This window comes from Zobellia nedashkovskayae, from assembly GCF_015330125.1.
In the GTDB taxonomy this organism is placed as follows: Bacteria; Bacteroidota; Bacteroidia; order Flavobacteriales; family Flavobacteriaceae; genus Zobellia; species Zobellia nedashkovskayae.
The window spans coordinates 968,071-989,669 of record NZ_JADDXR010000002.1 but is presented as its reverse complement, the minus strand read 5'-3'; the positions used below and the strand labels follow the sequence as shown (position 1 = coordinate 989,669).

The window sequence follows — 21,599 nt, the reverse complement described above, 5'->3', positions numbered from 1 at the left end:
ATTAAATTTCCCTCTTAAACTTCATGGATCAAAAAGTTCAATGTACAAGCTACGATTAATTCTCCGTTTCTGAAAGTTTCAGAAGCTATGGTGCAGCTGCTAAAGGCATCGTTATCATATCTAGAAACAAGCTTGCCTTTGGTAGATATGGTTTCGCCTATTTTTGGCAAAGCTGTAATGTGTACTTTTTTTACGGCACTAATATAACCTATGACTTTACTCTTGCTACCGTCCTTGTCGTCATCGTCAAAAAAACTTTGACCAACAATGGCAGCACAGGTTTGAGCAGCATTTTCAATAAGTCCGGTTTCTGATAAGTACCCGTTTTTCACGAAAATACAGGATTCTTCCACCTTAAAGCGTGTTTCAACAGAGGTTTCATCAAGATACGGAGTTACACTAGCCATGAGCATAGGTTCACGGTGCGGTAGGAAATTCTTGATGTCTATGTTGATTCTTGCTTCCAAATTAGTTTGCCAATGCGGTTTTCATTTCACTTGAAGCCAATACAATTCCTTCGCAGGTTACTGTAGCAGATACTAACGTAATGCCCATAATATCGTGTAGAATTTCTACCGTAGTTTCTAATTCCTGACCAACAAATGGTAAGGCGTTTACAGTAGCTTTCTTTATAGCGCCAATATACCCGATAGGAGCTGGTTTTTGAGCTAGGTAATATTTGTATCCCGTATGTAATGCAACGGTTTGTGCCATATTTTCAATAAGGCCTGGAGCCATGAATCGGTTCTCAAAAACGAATAAGTTGTCTTCTGGAACGATAAAGCCAGATACAACCTTAGTGTCTGAATATTGAAGTAATTTACCCACCATTATAAAAGGTGGTTTCTGCGGAATGAGATTTTGTAGAAACTCTTGATCGGTTATGGTTTCTTTTAACAAGTTCATGTTAGCAAACAGTTAAATAGGCATAGGTATAAGAAAAACGTGCGCTTTCGGGCACATGTAATAAAATTTTATCCCCTTTTTTTAATTTGCCAGATCCAACCAATTCTTCTAACATAAGATATATGGATGCAGCACCAACATTACCTACAGATTCAAGGTTTAAAAACCATTTGTCCCAAGGCATTTCTACGCCTCGATCTTTCATTTCGTCATATAGTCCTTGTTTAAAGAAATATGAAGAAATATGAGGTAAGTAATAATCAACATCATCTGGACCAATACCGTATTTTTCGTATACCAGTTTTAGGCAGTCTACTCCTTTTTTTAAGATGTTTTCACCCAAAAGTTTTACATCTTGTTTAATAGCAAAAACAGATTTCTTTGCCCAATCTTCAGGTGCGAATTCGCTCCATGGTTTTAGTTCACCGTTTTCTAGTTTTTCGCCACCGGCGTACATGCAAGTTTCCATCTCAAAAGCGTATGAAAATCCTTCCATCCACTCAATTTTTAATGGGGTGTCTCCATTAGGTTCGTTTTCTACTAAAATTGCTCCTGAACCATCAGAGAGCATCCATCGTAAAAAATCTTTATCAAAGGCAATCATTGGATTATCCTCCAATTCCTTTAGATGCTCAATTTCTTCTTGGTAAAAATCGGCTTTAGTCCAAGTTGAAACTTTTTCCGAACCGGTACAAACCGCATTGTTGACTGAGCCAACCTGTATGGCCATGTAGCCATACTTTAAGGCATTCATGCCTGAGCAGCACACTCCTGAGGCAGAATTAATCTCCATGTTACCGTTTTTCAATACACCATGAACCATAGCCGCGTGAGACGGTAAAAGTTGGTCCGGTGTAGAAGTTCCGCAAGAAAGGAGTTCTATATTTTCTTTGTTAAAATCAGTACTACAAAGCTCTTCTATCGCTGCCGCAGTAAGCTGGGCATTGTTATGGGTAACGTTGCCATCTTCATCAATGGCATAATACCTTGTTTTAATCTTATTGTTGCGTAGAATTATGCTTTTTGCCCTTGACTTTTGCCCGTCAATAAACCCTAATTTTTCTTCAATTTGGTCATTTTCGACAGGTGAGTTGGGCAGAAATTTAGATATTCTGGTAATGTAAGCGTTTTTCATGTGTCAGTCTTACTCCTTATAGGCTACAGAGGCGTAATATTTGTTTTCCCTTTGAATCTTTCTGTACATAGGGATATAAGTCAGCAAAAATACGATAAAAACTATAGGTGCGATTAACCAAATGGCAAATATCAGGTAATAGTTGAATAAACGTAGCCATTTTTTTCGGGCAGGGTCTCCTTGGTCTCCCTTCTTCTTGATGAGGTTTGCCCATTTAGAGAATAGCATGTTGCCACGTTTGTCCATCTGAACCAGTACGTTACTGATTTTTGATGCATCTAAATCGTTCAGTTTTTCTTGTAAGGTAGAAAAGTCAGAAACCATAAGGGCTTCCTTGATTGGATGACCAAATTTATCTGCGGATGCTATGGTGTTGTCGGAGACACCAGGTTTTGGAAAAATACCCCACTTGCGGTCTTTCTTTCCTTTTAACATCCAATGTACAATAGTTATTACACTAACATGATTAATGTTTTTATCCACTAAAGCAATATTACCTACAAGTTTTGCATTTAAGCCGATGAGCATTTTTTTTACCTTTTCTTGAGACATGGCCCACATGTTACGAACACCGATTACTGTAATTACCGGAGTATCGTTCAGTATTGTTTTGGCTTCTTCCGATTTTAAAAATGAATTTAGGGGGATGGAAGGAGTTAGATACCAAACTTGATGCCCTAATATCACCAAGTCATATTTTTTAGACAATACCGAAGCATCTGGTTTGTTGATTGCCGTAGGAATTTGAAGGAAGGATTCTGGGAAAACATCAAAGAATCTTTCTTTTTTCCATGGAAACTCATAGGGTTCGTCAGGAATAATTTGATGATAGGTAATGTTAACGGATTCTTGGTCTAATGGGGATAGTACAGAATCTATAATTGTACGTAATTGTCCTGTTTGAGAGTAATAAACAACGAGTACTTCTTTCATTTGCTTCAGGTTATGATACGGCCGTTGAACAAATTAACAATTCGCTGGCACTTTAGGGATAGTTCAAATATCTTACTTATTTGCTTTATCTTCCCAAAAATCAAAATAATTAAACCATTGCAACGGATATTTTTCGATGATCCATTCCAGGTTGTCGGTATATTTTTCTAGTAGACCTTGGGCATCACCGCGTTTTACTTCGGCAGTTCGTGCGTATAAATGATAATGTTTTTTGGATTCCTTCATCACGTAAACGAACAAGACAGGAACTTTTAGGCGAGAGGCCAATAGGTAGGGCCCCATTGGGAATTTGGCAGTAGCACCCAAAAACTGCTGCTCTAAGAATTTTGTACCTTCAATATAGCGGTCACCTGTAAAGCAAACGAGTTCTCCATTAGTTAAGGCCGTATGTATTTCAAAGATATGAGACATATCTTCTTTAATTAAAATGAGCTTGATGTTAGATTTTGACGTAACACTATCTAAATAGGCTTTGATTTCTTCGTGTTCACGGTCCCAAGTAACTAAATTGATAGAAGAAAAAGCATTAACGTCTTGTAGAAAATGTTGTGCTACTTCAAAGTTCCCAATATGCGCACTTAAAAGGATACCACCTTTTTTTTGAGAAAGTAGGTCTTCAATCTTATCTATTCCATCAAAATCGTAGGTAAACCTATCTCTAAGTCCTGCTGATATAGCGGCCTTGTCAATTATAGTTTGACCAAAAACATAATAGTTTCGGTATACATTGAAAAGACTTTTTAAAGTAGATTGTCTTAGTCTTTTATGAAAATAGTAGAAAATAGCTCTTGTGCTCGCCACTGAAAAAATACAGTAGTAAAGAACTACGAAATGAAGGAGTGCATAAGAAGCGCCTAGTCCTAGTTTTTTGATAAAGAAAATATAGATTCTATATCCTAAAACGGTGCCTTTGGATTTACCTTCCCATTCTGTTGCCATTTTTGGGTTTTGTCTGGGAGATATCAGTGAAGTTTTCGCTCAATAAGGTCGTAAAAATTCTGTAGCGTGGTAACGTTTACAAAGTCTTCACCCACTAATTTTACACCAAAATTGCTTTCTACAGCCACTACAAGATCAACGAAGTCCAAACTATCTAGACCTAGAGTGTCTTTAAGATTAGCATCAGCAGCGATATCATCTTCCTCAACTTCAAATTCGTCGATCAGGAAATCATCTATTTTTTGAATTATATCTTCTTTGGTCATCACCATCTTTCTCTAGCATTTTTTTAATATCAAAGCGGAATTTGTACCACCAAATCCGAATGAATTCGACAAAAATACGTCAATTTTTTTATTTAACGTTTCCTTAACTATGTTTAATTTCGCTGCATCCTCATCAACATTTTCAAGATTGATGTTAGGAGCAACAAACGAATTCTGCATCATAATCATACCGTAAATAACCTCACTTGCGCCTGCCATCCAACATTCATGGCCCGTCATAGATTTGGTAGAGCTAACCGGAGTATTACTCTCGCCAAAGACTTCATAAATGGCCTTTGCTTCATTGCTGTCGCCCACTGGAGTAGATGTTGCATGAGCATTTACGTAATCTATAACCGAAGCATCAATATTTGCATCATGTAATGCATTACGCATAGCTCTTGAAGGTCCGTCAACATTTGGTGTGGATATATGTCCTCCATTTGATGAAAAACCATATCCTATAATTTCACCTAAAATTGGTGCACCCCTTTTAACTGCGGACTCGTAACTTTCTAAAATTAGAGTGGCTCCGCCACCGCTGGGTACTAATCCATTTCTAGCTTGATCAAAAGGTCTTGATGCTTTTGAAGGATCACCATCTACAGTGGCAAATACCCCAAGACCATCAAAACTACCCATGGCCAATTTATTTATTTCTTGTGCTCCACCCGTTATGATGCAATCTTGAAGACCGCTTTTTATAAGATGGTAACCCATACCAATGGAGTGAGATCCACTTGCGCATGCGGCACTAATTGTAAAATTAACACCCCTTAGCCTGAATATAGTGGAAAGGTTCATGGTTATGGTAGAGTTCATTGCTTTAAAAATAGCTCCTGAGCCTACCAGCGTGGTATCCTTTTTTTCTCTTAATATATCTGTAGATTCTACAACTGATCTTGCAGTGCTATCGTTGCCGTAAATTACACCAACTTCGTTCTCGTCAAAAAAACTGTCTTCGATCTTGGCATTCTTTAAAGCTTCAATTGTAGCCATATAGGCATACCGGCCTTCTTCGCCAAGACTAAGGCGTTGTCTTCTTGATAATAGTTTCTTCAGTTCAGGTTCATCTACCATTCCTGTGAGCCCAGAGCGATAGCCAAAATCAAGACGTTCTTGGTCATTAACGATACCTGATTTTCCTTCGTACAGGGATGTCTTAACCTCGTCTAGGTTTTTGCCTATACAAGAATATATACCCATACCTGTAATTACTACTCTTCTCATTGCCCCTTTTGTAATTTTTAAGAATAAATACCGCCATTTATATTGATGACTTCACCAGTAATATAACCCGATTTTTTTGATGCTAGAAAAGATACAACATGTGCTACTTCTTCTGCTTCTCCAAACCTGTTTGCAGGAATCATTCGTTTTAATTCCTTTTCATCAAGGTCGTTTGTCATATCGGTTCTGATAAAACCAGGTGCAACAGCATTTACTGTAACGTTTCTTTTTGCAATTTCTTGTGCAAGTGCTTTTGTTGCACCAATAACCGCTCCTTTAGCCGCTGAATAGTTGGTCTGGCCAGGTGTGCCCTTAAGGCCTGAAACGGAAACCATATTAATGATACGACCATATTTATTGACCAAAAGTTTTTGAATAAGGGCATTGGTTACATTAAAGAAGCCATGAAGGCTAGTATCTATAACTTTGGACCAGTCTTCGTATTTCATCCACATGAACATACCGTCCTGCGTAATTCCGGCATTGTTAACGATTACCTCTACAATATCATTTTCATGAGCTTCCTGCCAGTTTTCTAAAGCGGCCTTTACAGCATTGGCATCCGTAACGTTAAAAGGCATTAATTCTCCCTTTCCGCCAGCTTCTTCTACAAGCTTAAGCGTTTCTTCTGCTGCTGCCTTATTACTATTATAATTGATAAGAATTTGGTAGTCTAGGTCCTTGGCTAGTTGTACACATACTGCACGGCCTATTCCTCTAGATCCCCCAGTTACCAAGGCATATTTTTGTTTTTCCGCTTTCTTTTCTTCCATTTAAGAATTGTAAGTTTTCAAAACTCCGTAACTACGGAGCGTGTTGTTAGGTTCGCTAGTTGTTACTTAAAGCTAGCGATATTTTGTAGTTAAAAAAAGAAATGATTTTATTTAACAGATACGAATGGCTCTGCATTCTGAAACCATTTGTCACCTAATAATTCACCTTTTTCATTAAAGAAGCCCCAACCTTTTTTAGATTTTACTCTAGCCACACCATTTACAAAGCCTTTTTCTTCTGAACCTTTTAAGAAAGCAAAATTACCTGAAATACCGTATTCCATAGGAATGATGACCTCGCCAGAAGTGTTTATGAAACCCCACGCTTTATCTTTTACAGGAGCAAAACCACTTACTGAAAACACTTCTGCATCACGAAATTGAGGTTCTATGACCATTTCTCCTTTTTCGTTGATGTAACCCCACTTTTTGCCTTCCGCAACAGGAGCTAAACCATTAGAAAAAGCTCTGGCCTTATCAAATTTAGGTTCAAGAACCCATTCCCCATTGCTATTTACAAAGCCTGTTTTTTTCTCTCGAGAAGCATAGGTTAGTTTTGAATCTCCATAAAAGTTATGCACTTTGGTGGCATTATCAATTGGATTAAAACTTCCATTATGTACGATTCCAAAAGTTCCATTCTTTTTTGCATAGACGCCTGCATCTTTATAGGTGTTTCCTACTTCTTCATATTCAACAGGAATAATAACTTTTCCGGTGGCATCAATCATTCCCCATAATTCCCCATTATTCACTTTAGCATGGCCGTTTCTAAATTTTTTTATAACGTCATAAGTAGGCTCTAATACTAGTTTGCCACTGGTTCCTAAAAGCCCAACTTTATCTCCTGCGCGAAAAAGGGCGACTCCATCTTCAAAATCATAATATTTTTCACTGTTTGGAGTTTCAAGTTTTTTACCTGTCGTATCAATATAATTCCACTGGTCATCCTTTAAAACCAAGGCATAACCTGAATTGAACATTTTTACTCGGTCATAGTCAGGTTTAATTGCCCATTCCCCTTTCGTGTCAACAAATCCCCAGAAATCATCTTCCAAGACCGCTGCTAAGCCGTTTGAAAAGCTACCTGCTTTTTCGAACTGTGGCTCAATTGCATAAGCGCCTGTTTTGTCTATAAAACCAAATTTATCATCTTCTCTGACCAAGGCATATTCTTGTGCACAAAGAGTGAATGTGTTTACGATAAGTACCAATAAAAATGCTAGCTTTTTCATTTTACTTCTTTATTTTGATGGTTAATAATATAGTCTTTTACCTCGTTTACATAAGGATACATGATAGTGTCATCTTTAAACGGGGGAACTATTTTACGAACCGCGTCGTACATCATTCTTGTCTTAGAAGAAACCTTGTCTTTTAAGTCTAAGTATTCTATAGCTTGGACTACGGTAATCATTTCAATAGCTATTACTTCAAAAGCATTTTCAATTACTTGCTTGGTAATATTGGCGGCATTCGTACCCATACTAACAATATCTTGGTTGTCATTGTTATTAGGAATACTGTGAACATACATTGGGTTTGATAGCATTTGGTTTTCGGCGGTGGTTGATGTTGCCGTAAACTGTACCCCTTGCATACCAAAGTTGAGGCCTAGAGTTCCTAAGTTTACAAAAGGAGGCAGGATATCGTTCAGTTTTGAATTTAAAAGATAATTAAGTTGCCTTTCTGCCAACATGGTCATTTTGGTAACAACAAGTTTCAACTTATCCATTTCTAAAGAAATATAGTCCCCGTGGAAATTACCACCATGATATACATTCTTCTTTTCTACGTTAACAATAGGGTTGTCATTGGCAGAATTCACCTCTTCTATGAGTGTTTTTTCTACATTTTGCAAAGTATCCAACACTGGTCCTAAGATTTGCGGTACACAACGTATAGAATAGTACTCTTGTACTTTTTCCTCAAAAACGGAAACTCCATTATTATCAACATATAAATGATGTTCTCTTTTGCGTGTAAGCGTGCTATCTTCTAAATGGCTTCGCATTGCTCGTGCAATTTCGCGTTGCCCTTTATGTCTTTTCGTATGGTTAAGCTCTTCTGATAAATGATCGTCGTAAGCTTGTACAATTTCATTTATTGCAGAGGAGCAGCAGATAGTCCATTCTAATAACCTACGCGTATAAATGGCGTTCACGATTCCTATGCCGGTCATTACGGATGTTCCGTTTATTAGACCAAGACCTTCACGCAATTCTACCTTTATAGGTGTGATGTTCAATTCTTTAAAAACATCTTGGGTAGGTCTTCTTTCTCCTTTGTAAAAAACTTCACCTTCACCAATAAGAACAAGGGCTAAATGTGCCAGTTGAACTAAATCGCCACTTGCACCTACACCACCATGTTCAAAAATTAGAGGCGTAACGTCTTCATTGATTAGAGAGGTCATTACTTCTAGTGCCGAAGGATGAACTCCGGAATTACCAAGACTTAAAGTGTTTAAACGAGCTAACATTGCTGCCTTCACATACTTGGGAGGTATAGGGTTGCCCGTGCCTGAAGCATGGCTCCGAATTAAGTTATACTGTAGCTGAATGGTTTCAGAATCTTTGATTTTATACTGAGCCATTGGGCCAAAACCAGTGTTTACTCCGTAAATAACTTTATTCTTTGAAAATTCCTTTAGGAAATCAAAACTGTCTTTTACCGTCTTGATTACTTTGTCATCAATTGATAAAGGTTCTCCTTTGAAAATGATACTATAAAACTCTTCAATTCCTAACTTTCCTTCTATTTTCGGCATCTATGGTTGATTCTATGAGGTATTTGTAATATTTTAGTGACGTCTTCAAATAAGACTTGGGAACCTAAAATTAGCGATTTTGGATTGCAAATTTATAATAATTAGTGAATCAATGTCTTAATTTAGCAGACAATACACTTCTTTTAGCAAGGTATCTTTAGTTTATTAGTGTCGGTACTTGTAGAAGGTTAACATTAAATCTAGTAAATGCAGCAAGAGAAAGTAGATGTTTTGGTTATTGGAGCAGGTCCATCAGGGTCTGTTGCATCCGCATACCTTCATAAACAAGGGCTAAAAGTAAAAGTGGTTGAGAAGAGCAAGTTTCCTCGCTTTGTAATAGGCGAAAGTCTTATACCGCGCTGTATGGATAGTTTTGAGGCAGTGGGTTTGTTGGATTGTCTTAAAGCTATGAATTTTGAAGTGAAAGGTGGTGCCCGTTTTATGAACGATAAAGGGGTAGTCTGTAATTTTGATTTTAGTAAGAAGCACGGAAATGGCTGGGATTGGACATGGCAAGTACCTAGAGCCGACTTTGATAAAGCCTTGACCGATGAGTTACAATCTTGGGGTGTGGATATTGCTTTTGAAAAGGAGGTAACCGCAGTAGAATTTTCTGAGGATGGCTCATCGGTTACGACCATAAAGGATGTAGACGGAAATGAATCTACCGTTCATGCAAAGTATATTGTTGATTCCAGTGGTTTTGGTAGGGTATTGCCTAGATTGTTGGATTTAGAGAAGCCTTCAGAAATACCTAAACATTCTTCCATATTTACACATGTAGAAGATATTAAAAGACCCGAAGGGGAAGAGGGTACCATAATTACTTTTGATGTAATTGATACGGATACTTGGCTTTGGGTTATTCCTTTTTCTAACGGCTCTACGAGCATTGGTTATGTTGGTAAGACTGAATATTTAGAGTCTTTTGAGGGAACCAATACGGAGAAACTTCAGCAAATGATGAAGCTTTCAAGTTATTACTTTGATAGGTTTGATGGCGTAGACTATACGTTTGAGCCTAGAATGATAAAGAACATTGCCAAGTCAGTTAAGCAACTTTGTGGAAAAGGATATGTGCTAACTGGGAACAGCGCAGAATTTTTAGATCCTGTATTTTCTTCAGGAGTAACTTTTGCTGTGGAGTCTGCTTATTTGGCTTCCCAATTAATAACTAAAGAGCTTAAAGGAGAAAAAGTAGATTGGCAAACAGAGTACACAGATTATATGTTAGAAGGCGTAAATGTATTTTCTACATATGTTAAGGAGTGGTACACCGGAAACTTGCAGACTATTTTCTTTCACAGTACGGAAAACCCTGTAATAAAAGAGCAGATTTGCGCAGTGTTAGCTGGCTATGTGTGGGATAAAACAAATCCGTTCGTTAAAAAACATAATAGGTTAGTGAAAACAGTGGCACATATTGCAGATATGGAGATGGAAGCGAAAGATGATTCTTGAAATAGAGTTTAATCGAGGTCTATTTGCAGAGGTGTTATTTTAATTATTCAAAACAGCTTCTGCTTGGTCAATACTTAAGTCTATTTCTTCGTCCAATAGAGAAACATTTTCTTCTTCTTCAAGTATCCATTCTTGTTTTTGAGGGGTAAGTTCTTTGCCTTTCAACATTTCATCTGCGTTAAAACGCTTACCAAAACTCTCCATCCAGGTCATCATAGACTTGTTCGCATTTTTAAGGTCTGCGATAGCATCTTCGTATTTTTTCTTTTCGTAAGAAGCGTTCGCTTTGGTCTGTAATTGATTTATAAGCTTAGAAATCAAAGGCATTTTATCCATAACCACGTCATGAGATGCCATTACCTGTTCCATTTTGGTAGGTTCAACAGCAGTATCTTGTGAGCTCATAGAAATGGTACCCAAAACCAAAACTGTAGTAAGCGTTAAAAATAAGTTCTTCATAGCAATAGGACTTTTGTAATAATGTACTAGGTAAAAATACGGGTTAACTGCCTCAAATGCTTCTATTTATCTGCTAACGCTGTGTTTTTTCGGTATACTGCGTGATATGACTTATTTCTTCAATAGTTCTTCAGCGGTTTTAATGCTTCCGTTGATGTGTTCGCGTAAATCTTCAATTTTTACTTGCTCTTCGTTCAACCAAACCTGCTTCTCATCAGACAGTTCTGCGCCATTAAGAATTTCATCAGAAGTAAAACGAGTGCCAAAATTTTGCATCCAGGTCATCATGGATTTATGGGCTTCCTGTAAGTCCATACGTGCTTGTTTGTATTTTAGGCCAACTGCGGTACTATCTTCTTTACTACTAAGCTCACCTACCAATTTACCCATTTTACCCATTTCTGGCATCACTTCGTCATGTACGGCCATAACGGTTTTCATTTGGGTACTGTCTGTTTTTGAATTACACGAAATGGTTAAAGCGGCAAAAGCGAGTACCATTAATATGATTGTTTTTTTCATGTTATGTTTTTTGCAAAGATAATACTCCCGTGACGGTTAAAACAGCTGATTGAAATCAAATTAGGCTGAGGTTCTTGAATTTTATTTTATCGATGTATGAATTTAATAAGATTTAAACTAGTGAGAAATATGATGTGATAGTTTTATTCAATTTTTCTAAAAAATCCCCACCTTTACTTTTTGGTTTCAAATAACCTTAACCCAACAAGACCTTGAACGATTATAATAAAAAGTGGCTTTACCTGATTTTGTTATCATTGGTGTGGGGCTCTTCGTTTATCTTGATAAAGAAAGCTTTGGTTGGGCTTACACCTATACAATTGGGTGGTTTACGAATTGTATTCGCGTCTCTTATTCTTTTTTTATTCGGCTTTAGAAGCATTCGTACTTTGAGTATTAAGGATTGGAAATGGGTTACATGGGCAGGTTTATTGAGTTCCTTTTTTCCTCCTTTTCTGTTCGCTCTTGCACAAACGCAGATTGATAGTGGTGTGACTTCTATTTTAAATTCTGTGGTACCCTTATTAACTACGCTAGTAGGCGTGCTCCTTTTTGGTGCTCTAATAACTAAAAGGCAGGTGGCAGGGGTTTTTATTGGTTTGGCAGGAACAATTGCATTAGTTGTTGCCGGAATGGATTTTAATCCTAATCAAAATTATTGGTATGCTATCTTCATCCTACTTTCAGCTTTAGCGTATGCCCTGAATATTAATATTATAAAGAAGCATTTAAATCATTTAAGCCCATTGGCAGTCACAACAGCTAGTTTTTCCATAGCTTTTTTGCCTGCTTTAGTGTTGGTTATTTACTCGGGTTTTTTTAATGAAGTTCAAGGGAATATAACCATGCAATCTTCGCTTTGGTATCTTTTGATACTCGCCATTGTAGGAACCTCAATTGCCAATATATTTTTCAACAAATTAATACAATTGTCTAGTCCGGTTTTTGCAGCATCGGTTACTTATTTAATTCCTCTAGTCGCCATTTTTTGGGGCGTTTTAGACGGAGAATCTTTAAACGCTTACCAACTTATTGGTGGTTTAGTTATTTTGTTGGGTGTCTGGATGGTTAACAGGCGAAAAAAGTAAATTAATTTAATCTTCTCTGCTTGTATGGGTTACGGTTTATATCCGTAATGTACTGCTAGTACTCATAAAATTATTTGTATTTAATCTAAATAAACGTTGGTTGTTTCGTTTTGAAAAAATATATTTGCGGACTATTTAAAAACAGTCTAAATAATAATCGAATGAAAAGACCAATTTCAAAGTTATATGTATTAAGTGCTTTTGCCCTTGTTTTATCTGCTTGTTCTAGTGATGATAATGGTACTAGTGAGGTTGACGAAAAAGAAGTTCTGGTACGTGCAGAGGTAATGGAAAATTATACTGATGTTGTTCAGGCCAATTACGCTGCGGCACTTGCAGATGCTCAGGCATTACAAACTGCTATTGACACATTCGTTGCTGATCCAACTGAGGTCAGTTTTGAAGCCGCTAAGACTGCTTGGTTGGCATCTAGAGAGTCTTATGGAACAACAGAGGCTTTTCGTTTTGCAAATGGACCAATTGATACTGGAGATACAGAGGATTTAGAAGGTTTACTGAATTCATGGCCAATGGATGAGGCTTATGTAGATTATGTTGAGGGAGATGCTACAGCAGGGCTAATAAATGATACAGATGCCACTTTTGAGATTACCAAAGCTAATCTGGTTGTTAAGAATGGTGAAGGTGATACAGAAGAAAATGTTTCTGTTGGTTACCATGCTATTGAATTTTTGCTTTGGGGCCAGGATCTTACCGATCCATCTGAAAAAATTAGCGGACAAAGACCTTATACAGATTTTGTAGATGAAGGTACCGCGGCTAATCAAGATAGAAGAAGAACGTATTTGCAAGTGGTAGCAGCATTATTAGTAGATAATCTTCAAGAAGTGGTTGATGCGTGGTCAACAAGTTACGAAGCCACGTTTTTGGCTTTATCTGAAAAAGAGGCATTGAATAATATGTTGGGTAGTATTGCTGAATTATCAAGCAGCGAATTGGCGGTAGAACGAATGGCAGTTGCATTAAATAATCAGGATCAAGAAGATGAGCATTCTTGTTTTAGTGATAATACGCACCGAGATATTAGATTGAATCTTGAGGGTGTTAAAAATGTATATACAGGTGCATACGGTTCAGTAATTGGACTTTCATTAGCTGATTTGATTGCAGAAGTTGATGCAGATTTGGCTTCTGAACTAGATACATTGCTTGCCGCTGCTGAAACGGCGGTGAACGCAACGGCAATACCATTTGATTTTGCTATCGTGCAGGGTAAAACAGGTGTTGAAGGAGCTAAAGTGCAAGAAGCGGTTGTTGCTCTTCAGGCTTTTGGAAATAAGCTTTTGGAGGCTAAAACACCTTTGGAAATTAATTAGTAAAAGTCTTTTGTAATATTTAAAAACAGGGTTGCTTAGTTGCGGTCCTGTTTGCTATTTTATTGTATTATGAACTTATTAAATAGTAAAAAAAAGGGTAGTAGACATAATTTATTATTCAAGTACGGTATGTTGTTGTTGCTTATAGTTTCGGCTTCGTGCAGTAATACGGATGATTATACCCCTTTGGTTCCGGAAGAAGATGAGGAGTTGTCCGGGGGTAGTGCAACATCTTTTATATTTTCTCCAGATGCTTTTGGTTTTTCTGTAGACGGCTTGTCATTAGATGATCAAATTACTTTTGGAGTGGGTAATTCGTTGTTTAATCAGAGTTGGGTTACAGCTCCGGCATCTACAACAGCACGAGATGGTTTGGGACCTTTTTTTAATGCGCGTTCGTGTTCCGGTTGTCATTTTAAGGATGGTAGAGGTCGTCCTCCTGCTTTTGAAGGGGAGTTGGCGCATGGCTTGTTACTGCGATTGACTTTGCCAGGAATCGGTGTAAACGGAGGAACTATCCCTGACCCTATTTATGGTGGACAATTTCAGGATAATAGTATTTTTGGGATTGATAGAGAAGGTGTTCTAAGTGTAACCTATGAAACAGTGGTGGTAACTTATTCTGATGGTAGCTCGGTAGATTTACAAAAACCCATTTATGAAATGGTAGACTTGAATTATGGCGCAATGAATGCTGGAGTTCAGGTGTCTCCTAGAGTTGCTAATCAGATGATAGGTCTTGGACTGTTAGATGCTATTCCTGAGGCGGTTATTTTAAGTTATGAGGATGAAAACGATGTAAATGGTGATGGAATTTCGGGTCGCCCTAATTATGTGTATGATGTTAATACTGCAAATCTTAAATTAGGAAGGTTTGGTTGGAAAGCTAATCAGCCTACTGTAAAACAACAAGTAGCGGCCGCTTTTTCTGGAGATTTGGGTATTACTTCTTCTTTGTTTCCTGAAGAAAACTGTAATCCCGAGTTAAATTGTGATGAAATTTCCAATGGCGGAAGTCCGGAAATTCCAGATGAAAATTTAGATAATGTGGCTTTTTACGCGGCTACCTTATCTGTGCCTGCCAGACGTGATTTTGATAATGAGGAAGTACTTCAGGGTAAAGAACTTTTCAATTCTATAAATTGTTCTGGGTGTCACATCGCAACCTTTGAAACGGGCGCTTATGCGATAGATGCTTTAGCAAACCAAACTATTAGACCTTATACAGATTTACTTTTGCATGATATGGGGGATGCCTTAAGTGATGGTGCTCCTGAATTTAGAGCTACAGGAAATGAATGGAGAACACCACCTTTGTGGGGTGTTGGTCTTATTGAGACGGTTAACGACCATACCAATTTATTACACGATGGGCGAGCAAGAAATATTGAAGAGGCCATATTGTGGCATGGAGGCGAGGCAGAAGCCATTAAGAATAGTTTTATGGCTCTAAATAAAGAGGAACGCACGAAAATTATAGCATTTATTGAAACATTATAATCCAATTAATAAAATGAAATACCAAAAGGCAATAGTATATGTTAGTCTATTTTGTGCCGTTCTTACGCTAAATATTTCTTGCGGGTCCGACGATAATCAAGTCGTAGTAGAAATGACCAGTATAGAAGAAGGACGTAGATTACAGATTGCAAATTTGTATGACAATCAAATAGAGCCACTACAGATAGAGCATATCCAATTGACTCAAAAATTATTAGAGGCTTCCAATGCGTTTATAGAGCTTCCTACGGAAAAATCTTTAACTGACCTTAAAAACAGTTGGTCAGAAGCATTTATGTTTTGGGAACAAGCAGAAGGTTATAATATAGGAGTCGTAAGAAATTCTTTTGTCCACTCTCAAATTCATGAGTGGCCAATAGATTTAGATGCAATAGAGGAAAGCATTGACGGTGAGACACCTATTGATGAAGATTATATTGCTACTTTGGGAGTTTTGTCAAAGGGATATGGAGCTATTGAGTATTTGCTTTATTATACCTCTGAAGCCAAGGTTTTAGAAGAAATGAGTATTGGTGAAAATGCTCAAAATCGGATGGATTATTTGGTGTCAATAGCTGAAAATCTAAATACGAATGCCAAGAGTTTGCAAGAATTGTGGATTGCTACGGAATCTTCTTTTAAGACACGTCTTGAAAGCGGCGTAAACGGGAGTCAAAATTTGATGGTAAATGCTGTTATTGCAGAACTAGAGACGATAAAGCTAAAAAAACTAGAACAGATAATAAATAATTCTGAAAACCCGGAATTACGTTTAGAGGCATTTTATAGTGAAACTTCTAGGGAGGCTATACTCGTAAATCTAGAAACACTAAAGAAAACATATACAGGCAATTTTGAAACCGAGGGTTTTGGAATGGAGGATTATTTAGTTGATGTTTTAGATCGAGCTGATTTGAATGATAATATCTTGGCTACATTTAATGAAGCAATAGCTTTGTTCAGTGAAACTGAGGTAAGTTTAAAAATTCTTGCCGTAGATAATCCTGAAAAGATTGTGGAGTTAAGAGATGCAGTTACAGAGATTATTGCATTGTTGAAAAACGATTATTCAAGTGCCGCTAACATTGTAGTAACGTTTAACGACAATGATGGAGATTAAAAACTGAACGGTATTTTTTATGGTATAATTATTTAAACCATAGTAATGTGGCCAAGATAGGATAGTTTGGAATAAATGTAAAATGCAGTACGGTCGTAAAGTAGGGGAGGTAATTTCCCAGACGCTACGACCGCACATAAAATACTATTCAAATATTGCTTTTATTCAAAATCGGTATCTGAAATACCTTCATTGACCTTTATTTCTGAAACAATAAATTCAAATCTTTGCGGTCCTACTGATTGCGCCATAAGAAAAGGAAATTGAATTCCAGAAACCTCTTTATAATCAAGATAATTAATGGTGCTAGTGATACTCTGTCCGCCCATGTCAGCTGTCGTGGCTTCTTGTACTTTTAGACCGGTTTCAACATCATAGAACGCTGTTTTTTCTTCGGATATTTTCAGTTTGTAGGCCTTTTTGCCATCAATACTTTCTATACCTTCTAAAGTAACATCCGTGTTGAGGTAATTCAGTTCGGGAAAAGGAGCAGATTCATCTTTTACTTTTTCTATTTCATCAGGACCCATATCTTTTTTCTGTCCCTGCATTACCATGTAGCCCTGGTCTCCATTAAAGACTTGCTTGCTCATTGAGTTTCCGGACACTTTCACATCTTGCATAAACTGGTCCTTATTGGTTTTTTTAACCTCTAAGTTTAGTTTCATGCCTTGCATTTCGGCTTCAGCCAAAAGGGAATAGGAGGTTACAGCTTCCAATTTTTCTTTTCCTCCTATGGATTCAATGTATTTGTTCAATACGGTATTGGCCGTTACATCTGTAGGTACACTAGCAGCGTAATCCGCTTTTTTAGTAGCGTTAGCATATTTGTCAAAGTAGCTAACAGGTATCTTTTTGCCTTTAAAGGTTACATTTTCCAAGTTGTTAACTACTTCGCTCCCTTTTCCTGCAACTACAATACGAATATTATCGGGCTTTATGTATTTCTGTGCAGCCTGTTGTACCTCTTCAACGGTAATGGCATTGATTTTTTCAAGGTATGTTTTGTAGAAATCCTTAGGTAAATTCTCGGTTTCTATTTCTAACGCATAGTCAGCTATGGTAGAAGGGTCTTCTAATGCCATCACAAACCGACCGGTATATTTTGCCTTTGTGTTTTCTAACTCTTCTTTGGTAACTGGTTCAGTACGGATGCGTTCAATTTCTTTTAAAATTTCGACAACAGAGCTATCGGTAACGGCATTCCTTACGCTTGCAGTAGCTCTAAAGCGAGCAGGGACATACTTATCATTACCCAATCTTGAATATGAGCCATACGTGTATGCTTTATCTTCGCGAAGGTTTAAGAACAAGCGACCTTCGCCACCACCACCTAAGATTTCGTTTGCCATAAGTGCCGATAAATAATCAGGGTCTTTTTTCTGAAGGTTGACCAAGTTTTCTACTGTGATTTCGGATTGAACAGCATTAGGTACGTCAACAAAATTGATTTGCGCATATAATGCATCTGATGGTTTGGAGAAGCCAAAAGAAGGTGGTGTTGCTTTTGTCCATGGCGTAAATTGTTCTTCAACCAAAGTTTTTACATCATCAAATTTTATATCGCCTACAACAACCAAATAAGCATTGGCTGGAACAAAATAATCTTCGTAGAACTGAATAACATCCGTAAGTGTAACTTTATTTATACTCTCTTCCGTCATGAATTCGCCGTAAGGGTGCTTCGTGGTATATGCCAAAGCCAAACCAACTCTTCCTGAAATGGCAGCAACGCTTTTTTCCTCGGTCTTTAATCCTGTTAGTATTTTCTGTTTTTCTTTATCGAACTCTTCCTGGGTAAAATTTGGGTTCAATCCGGCATCGGCCATGAGTTCCAATATTCTTGGAAAATATTTGGAAAGTGAACTTGCAAAAGCACTCTGAGAACCAAAATTGATACGAGCTCCTAGGAAGTCTACTTCTTCGTTAAAATCGTCTTTTTTGATATTTTTGGAACCTTTACCCAGCAGACTGCCTGTAAGTGCAGAAACACCTGCCTTTGCTCCTTCTAAAACTGGAGGGTTGTCAATACTTAATTGAATAGATACTCTTGGTAGTTTATGGTTTTCTACCACTAGGACTTTAAGTCCGTTTCTAAGTTCAAAAGTCTGTGGATCTTTTAGATTTATTTCTGGCGCGGGGCCTGCTTCCGGCATTTGGGTACGGTCTATCTGAGCTTGTGCAACTAGGGCAAAAGCAAGAAAGAATAGAGTTGTAAATATATTTTTCATGTATAGTGTTTTTACTTTATAAGAAAGTGCAAAAAAAATGGAGCAGCGGTATAAAAGACATGCTCTAAATAAATTAGTTAGATTGAGGTTCTTCTGGAAGGTAATCTATAATTACCCGCTGATCTGGTCTCAGATATTTATTGGCTACTTCCATAATTTCTTCACGTGTAATAGATCTAAAGATGTCAATTTCTTTATTAATTAATTCAGTATCACCATAAAGTAAATAATTACGTGCCAATGAATTTGCAATACCCTCAACGCTAGAGTTTGAGTTTACAAATTGGTTTTCGAACTTATTCAATAGTTTTTGATGATCTCTCTCTGAAATTAGACTGTCCCTAACCTTAGCAATCTCTTCTTCCATTTCGGTAACCAGAGTTTCTAAAGCGGTTTCTCCTACTGGAAGCGCATAAACTAAATACATGCCATAATCTTCTTGCCCTACATTAAAAGCGCCAACTTGTAATGCCTGCTTCTGGTCATCTACCATTTTCTTATACAGTTTTGAACTACGCCCGTCACTTAGGTAAGTAGATATCATATCTAGAACATATGCATCTCTTTCCTTAAAACCTGGGGTTCTGTAGGAAATAACAGAGGCAGGAATCTGTATGTTGGCGTCATAAGCCTTGGCTCTAACTTCCTTTAAAATGGGGTCTTCTTTTGGGTAATTACGTGTTACGTCTGCTCCTTTAGGTATGGGACCAAAATAGTCTTCTACCATTTTCTTGGTATCCGTAACATTAATATCTCCGGCAACTACTAAGACTGCATTATTTGGTACATAATACTTGTGATTATAAGCAATTACATCTTCCAAAGTTGCAGCATCCAAATCTTTCATATAACCAATATTAGGGTCTTTATAGGGGTGCTTTTTAAAGAGATTTTTGCCCACTTCATTAATAAGTTCACCATATGGGCTATTGTCATAACGTAATCTTTTTTCTTCTTTGACTACTTCCTGCTGAGTGTCAATACCTTTTTGGTCAATAACCGGATGCATCATACGTTCAGATTCTAACCAAAGTCCTAGTTTAAGGTTGTTGGAAGGAAAGACTTCATAATAATAGGTTCGATCTTGAGACGTATTTGCGTTATTCTTGCCACCATGAGACGAAACGATTTCGAACCACTTGCCACGTTCTATATTATCAGTGCCTTCAAAAAGTAGGTGTTCAAAAAAGTGAGCGAAACCAGTACGGCCTTCAGTACGGTCTTTGCCACCCACATGGTACATTACAGATGTGGTAACCAGAGGTGCGGTTTTATCTTGATGGAGTATGACGTGAAGACCATTATCTAATTCGTACTCTTCGTAGGTTACCTCTTGTGCTTGAAGGTAAAACCCAGCTAGGAGAAGAAAACCTCCTGATAGTAATTTGTTTTTCATAGTATAGTGTTTAGATGCTAAGTTAGTAGCCGAGTATTTAGGATTGTTACACGAATATATCTTTTTTGTAAGAAAAGTTAACTCTATCGCTTCTAATTAACACGCTTTTGTAGCATCGTTTTAAAATAATTTGTAATTTAAAGAACTGAACTTCAAAAACTTATAAAATGAAACAATTCGCACAACCCATTCGATTTGGAATCGCCACTAGCGGTTGCCTAATTGCTTATTTTTTGATTCTGTCTTTATTTAACTTACACACAAATATTTTTTTCAGTCTGTTTAATGGTATAATTACGGCAGGAGGAATTTACGAGGCTATCAAGGCTTTTAAGCTAAAGCATCCAGATAGTTTTGACTACGGAAAAGGATTTACTGCGGGACTTATAACTGGTTTTGTGGCGACTTTTGCATTTACGATCTTCTTTGCATTGTATAGTACAGAAGTTAATGTGTTGTTTTTGGAAGAGCTTTCTACAGTCTGGTTTAAGGATTACAAAAGTTTTGAAGGTATAGTGTTTTTCACTGTTGCCGTTATGGGTTTTGCAACAACAGTGGTGTTGACATTATCATTCATGCAACTGTTTAAAACTAGCCGTAATCTTAAAAGAAAATTAGTCAATAATACTTGAGAAATATCAGAAAAAAAATAAAGTTAAAGCTGCAAAGATGATTTGCGGCTTTCTTTTTGTCCTTTTTGCCCCAAAAACAAGGGTAAAATTTACAAAAAACACTTGTGGGTTAACGATTTAGACGTATATTTGCATCCGCTAATTGAAAAAATTAGCGAAAACAATAAACTAATATATACACAATTATGTACGCAATCGTAGAGATGGCAGGGCAGCAATTTAAAGTTGCGAAAGACCAAAAAGTGTATGTTCACCGTTTACAAGCTGAAGAAGGAAAAAAGGTAACTTTTGACAATGTACTTCTTTTAGCAGACGGATCGGACATTACTGTAGGCGCCCCGGCTATAGACGGAGCCACTATTGAGGCAAAAGTCGTTAAACACCTAAGAGGTGACAAAGTAATCGTCTTCAAGAAAAAGAGACGTAAAGGGTACCAAGTTAAAAATGGTCACCGTCAAGCTTTGACCGAAATCGTAATCGAGAGTATCGTTGCGAAAGGTGGTAAGAAAGCTGCTGCTCCTAAGAAAGAGGAGAAGCCTGCTAAAAAAGAAGTTGCACCGAAAGCTGCTGCTCCTAAGAAATCTGGAAAAGCAGATGACTTGAAAAAAGTTGAAGGTATCGGACCAAAAATTGCCGAAACTTTAGTTGCTGCAGGTATTTCTACATTTGCTGAATTAGCAAAAGTTGATGCCGCTAAGATTTCTGAAATCATCGCAGATGTACGTGGTAACCACGTAACTGATACATGGCCTGCACAAGCTAAATTAGCTGCTGAAGGTAAGTGGGATGAGTTGAAAAAATGGCAAGACGAATTAGACGGTGGTAAAGCATAACTGCTAACCCCTTAAAGTATAATCAATATTGTGCAACCTATAGTTTA

Annotated in this window: 21 protein-coding genes; 7 read left to right on the top strand and 14 right to left on the bottom strand. The window is 37.4% G+C overall.

The window, feature by feature from the left end; translation table 11 throughout:
- Window positions 1–14: 14 nt before the first annotated feature.
- The 10 genes from IWB64_RS04270 to IWB64_RS04225 all read right to left on the bottom strand — a co-directional run bounded on the left by IWB64_RS04270 (window position 15) and on the right by IWB64_RS04225 (window position 8,973).
- The gene (locus tag IWB64_RS04270; RefSeq protein ID WP_226975803.1) at window positions 15–467 is read right to left on the bottom strand and encodes an ABC transporter permease; all 453 of its coding nucleotides are present in this window, start codon (window positions 465–467) and stop codon (window positions 15–17) included.
- A 1-nt stretch (window position 468) separates the two neighbouring features.
- Complete coding sequence (locus tag IWB64_RS04265) at window positions 469–906, bottom strand: hypothetical protein (protein ID WP_194532830.1); 438 nt, start codon at window positions 904–906, stop codon at window positions 469–471.
- Window position 907: 1 nt separating this feature from the next.
- On the bottom strand, window positions 908–2,041 hold the full coding sequence (locus IWB64_RS04260; protein ID WP_194532829.1) for a beta-ketoacyl-ACP synthase III: 1,134 nt from the start codon (window positions 2,039–2,041) through the stop codon (window positions 908–910).
- Window positions 2,042–2,050: 9 nt separating this feature from the next.
- A complete protein-coding gene (locus IWB64_RS04255; RefSeq protein ID WP_194532828.1) occupies window positions 2,051–2,974 on the bottom strand; it encodes a dialkylrecorsinol condensing enzyme DarA in 924 nt (307 codons plus the stop codon).
- A 72-nt stretch (window positions 2,975–3,046) separates the two neighbouring features.
- Entirely contained in the window at window positions 3,047–3,934 is an 888-nt protein-coding gene (locus tag IWB64_RS04250) for an LpxL/LpxP family acyltransferase (protein WP_194532827.1), read from the bottom strand.
- Window positions 3,935–3,957: 23 nt separating this feature from the next.
- Window positions 3,958–4,200, bottom strand: a complete 243-nt coding sequence (locus tag IWB64_RS04245; RefSeq protein WP_194532826.1) for an acyl carrier protein — start codon at window positions 4,198–4,200, stop codon at window positions 3,958–3,960.
- Window positions 4,201–4,212: 12 nt separating this feature from the next.
- On the bottom strand, window positions 4,213–5,430 hold the full coding sequence (locus tag IWB64_RS04240) for a beta-ketoacyl-[acyl-carrier-protein] synthase family protein (RefSeq protein ID WP_194532825.1): 1,218 nt from the start codon (window positions 5,428–5,430) through the stop codon (window positions 4,213–4,215).
- A gap of 17 nt (window positions 5,431–5,447) precedes the next feature.
- The gene (gene fabG, locus IWB64_RS04235) at window positions 5,448–6,203 is read right to left on the bottom strand and encodes a 3-oxoacyl-ACP reductase FabG (RefSeq protein ID WP_194532824.1); all 756 of its coding nucleotides are present in this window, start codon (window positions 6,201–6,203) and stop codon (window positions 5,448–5,450) included.
- Between the two features lie 107 nt (window positions 6,204–6,310).
- The gene (locus IWB64_RS04230) at window positions 6,311–7,438 is read right to left on the bottom strand and encodes a WG repeat-containing protein (RefSeq protein ID WP_194532823.1); all 1,128 of its coding nucleotides are present in this window, start codon (window positions 7,436–7,438) and stop codon (window positions 6,311–6,313) included.
- Window positions 7,435–8,973, bottom strand: coding sequence for an HAL/PAL/TAL family ammonia-lyase (locus tag IWB64_RS04225; RefSeq protein ID WP_194532822.1), 1,539 nt, complete (start codon window positions 8,971–8,973; stop codon window positions 7,435–7,437). The genes IWB64_RS04230 and IWB64_RS04225 overlap by 4 nt, the downstream gene beginning before the upstream one ends.
- 207 nt (window positions 8,974–9,180) lie before the next feature.
- Between IWB64_RS04225 and IWB64_RS04220 the strand changes: the two genes are divergently transcribed.
- The gene (locus IWB64_RS04220) at window positions 9,181–10,434 is read left to right on the top strand and encodes an NAD(P)/FAD-dependent oxidoreductase (protein WP_194532821.1); all 1,254 of its coding nucleotides are present in this window, start codon (window positions 9,181–9,183) and stop codon (window positions 10,432–10,434) included.
- Window positions 10,435–10,473: 39 nt separating this feature from the next.
- Here the strand turns inward: IWB64_RS04220 and IWB64_RS04215 are convergent, their stop codons facing one another.
- Together IWB64_RS04215 and IWB64_RS04210 are read right to left on the bottom strand one after the other, a co-directional pair.
- Window positions 10,474–10,893 (bottom strand): hypothetical protein, encoded by a 420-nt coding sequence (locus tag IWB64_RS04215; protein WP_194532820.1) that lies wholly within the window; start codon window positions 10,891–10,893, stop codon window positions 10,474–10,476.
- Between the two features lie 111 nt (window positions 10,894–11,004).
- Window positions 11,005–11,415 carry a hypothetical protein gene (locus IWB64_RS04210; RefSeq protein WP_194532819.1) on the bottom strand — a complete coding sequence of 137 codons (411 nt, stop codon included), beginning with the start codon at window positions 11,413–11,415 and terminating at the stop codon, window positions 11,005–11,007.
- Between the two features lie 212 nt (window positions 11,416–11,627).
- Here IWB64_RS04210 and IWB64_RS04205 point away from each other — a divergent pair, with 212 nt between their 5' ends.
- The 4 genes from IWB64_RS04205 (at window position 11,628) to IWB64_RS04190 (ending at window position 16,460) form a co-directional block, all read left to right on the top strand.
- Window positions 11,628–12,503, top strand: coding sequence for a DMT family transporter (locus IWB64_RS04205; protein ID WP_194532818.1), 876 nt, complete (start codon window positions 11,628–11,630; stop codon window positions 12,501–12,503).
- Between the two features lie 161 nt (window positions 12,504–12,664).
- Complete coding sequence (locus tag IWB64_RS04200) at window positions 12,665–13,840, top strand: imelysin family protein (RefSeq protein WP_194532817.1); 1,176 nt, start codon at window positions 12,665–12,667, stop codon at window positions 13,838–13,840.
- A gap of 69 nt (window positions 13,841–13,909) precedes the next feature.
- The gene (locus tag IWB64_RS04195; RefSeq protein WP_226975802.1) at window positions 13,910–15,340 is read left to right on the top strand and encodes a di-heme oxidoreductase family protein; all 1,431 of its coding nucleotides are present in this window, start codon (window positions 13,910–13,912) and stop codon (window positions 15,338–15,340) included.
- Window positions 15,341–15,353: 13 nt separating this feature from the next.
- Entirely contained in the window at window positions 15,354–16,460 is a 1,107-nt protein-coding gene (locus IWB64_RS04190; RefSeq protein ID WP_194532816.1) for an imelysin family protein, read from the top strand.
- A gap of 161 nt (window positions 16,461–16,621) precedes the next feature.
- Here IWB64_RS04190 and IWB64_RS04185 read toward each other — a convergent pair whose 3' ends face one another.
- Window positions 16,622–18,691, bottom strand: a complete 2,070-nt coding sequence (locus IWB64_RS04185; protein ID WP_194532815.1) for a M16 family metallopeptidase — start codon at window positions 18,689–18,691, stop codon at window positions 16,622–16,624.
- A gap of 73 nt (window positions 18,692–18,764) precedes the next feature.
- The gene (locus IWB64_RS04180) at window positions 18,765–20,087 is read right to left on the bottom strand and encodes a M16 family metallopeptidase (protein WP_194532814.1); all 1,323 of its coding nucleotides are present in this window, start codon (window positions 20,085–20,087) and stop codon (window positions 18,765–18,767) included.
- A gap of 167 nt (window positions 20,088–20,254) precedes the next feature.
- Between IWB64_RS04180 and IWB64_RS04175 the strand changes: the two genes are divergently transcribed.
- Together IWB64_RS04175 and rplU are read left to right on the top strand one after the other, a co-directional pair.
- Window positions 20,255–20,719 (top strand): DUF4199 domain-containing protein, encoded by a 465-nt coding sequence (locus tag IWB64_RS04175; protein ID WP_194532813.1) that lies wholly within the window; start codon window positions 20,255–20,257, stop codon window positions 20,717–20,719.
- A 185-nt stretch (window positions 20,720–20,904) separates the two neighbouring features.
- Window positions 20,905–21,552: a 50S ribosomal protein L21 gene (gene rplU, locus IWB64_RS04170; protein ID WP_194532812.1), complete on the top strand. Its 648-nt coding sequence runs from the start codon at window positions 20,905–20,907 to the stop codon at window positions 21,550–21,552.
- Window positions 21,553–21,599: the final 47 nt, after the last annotated feature.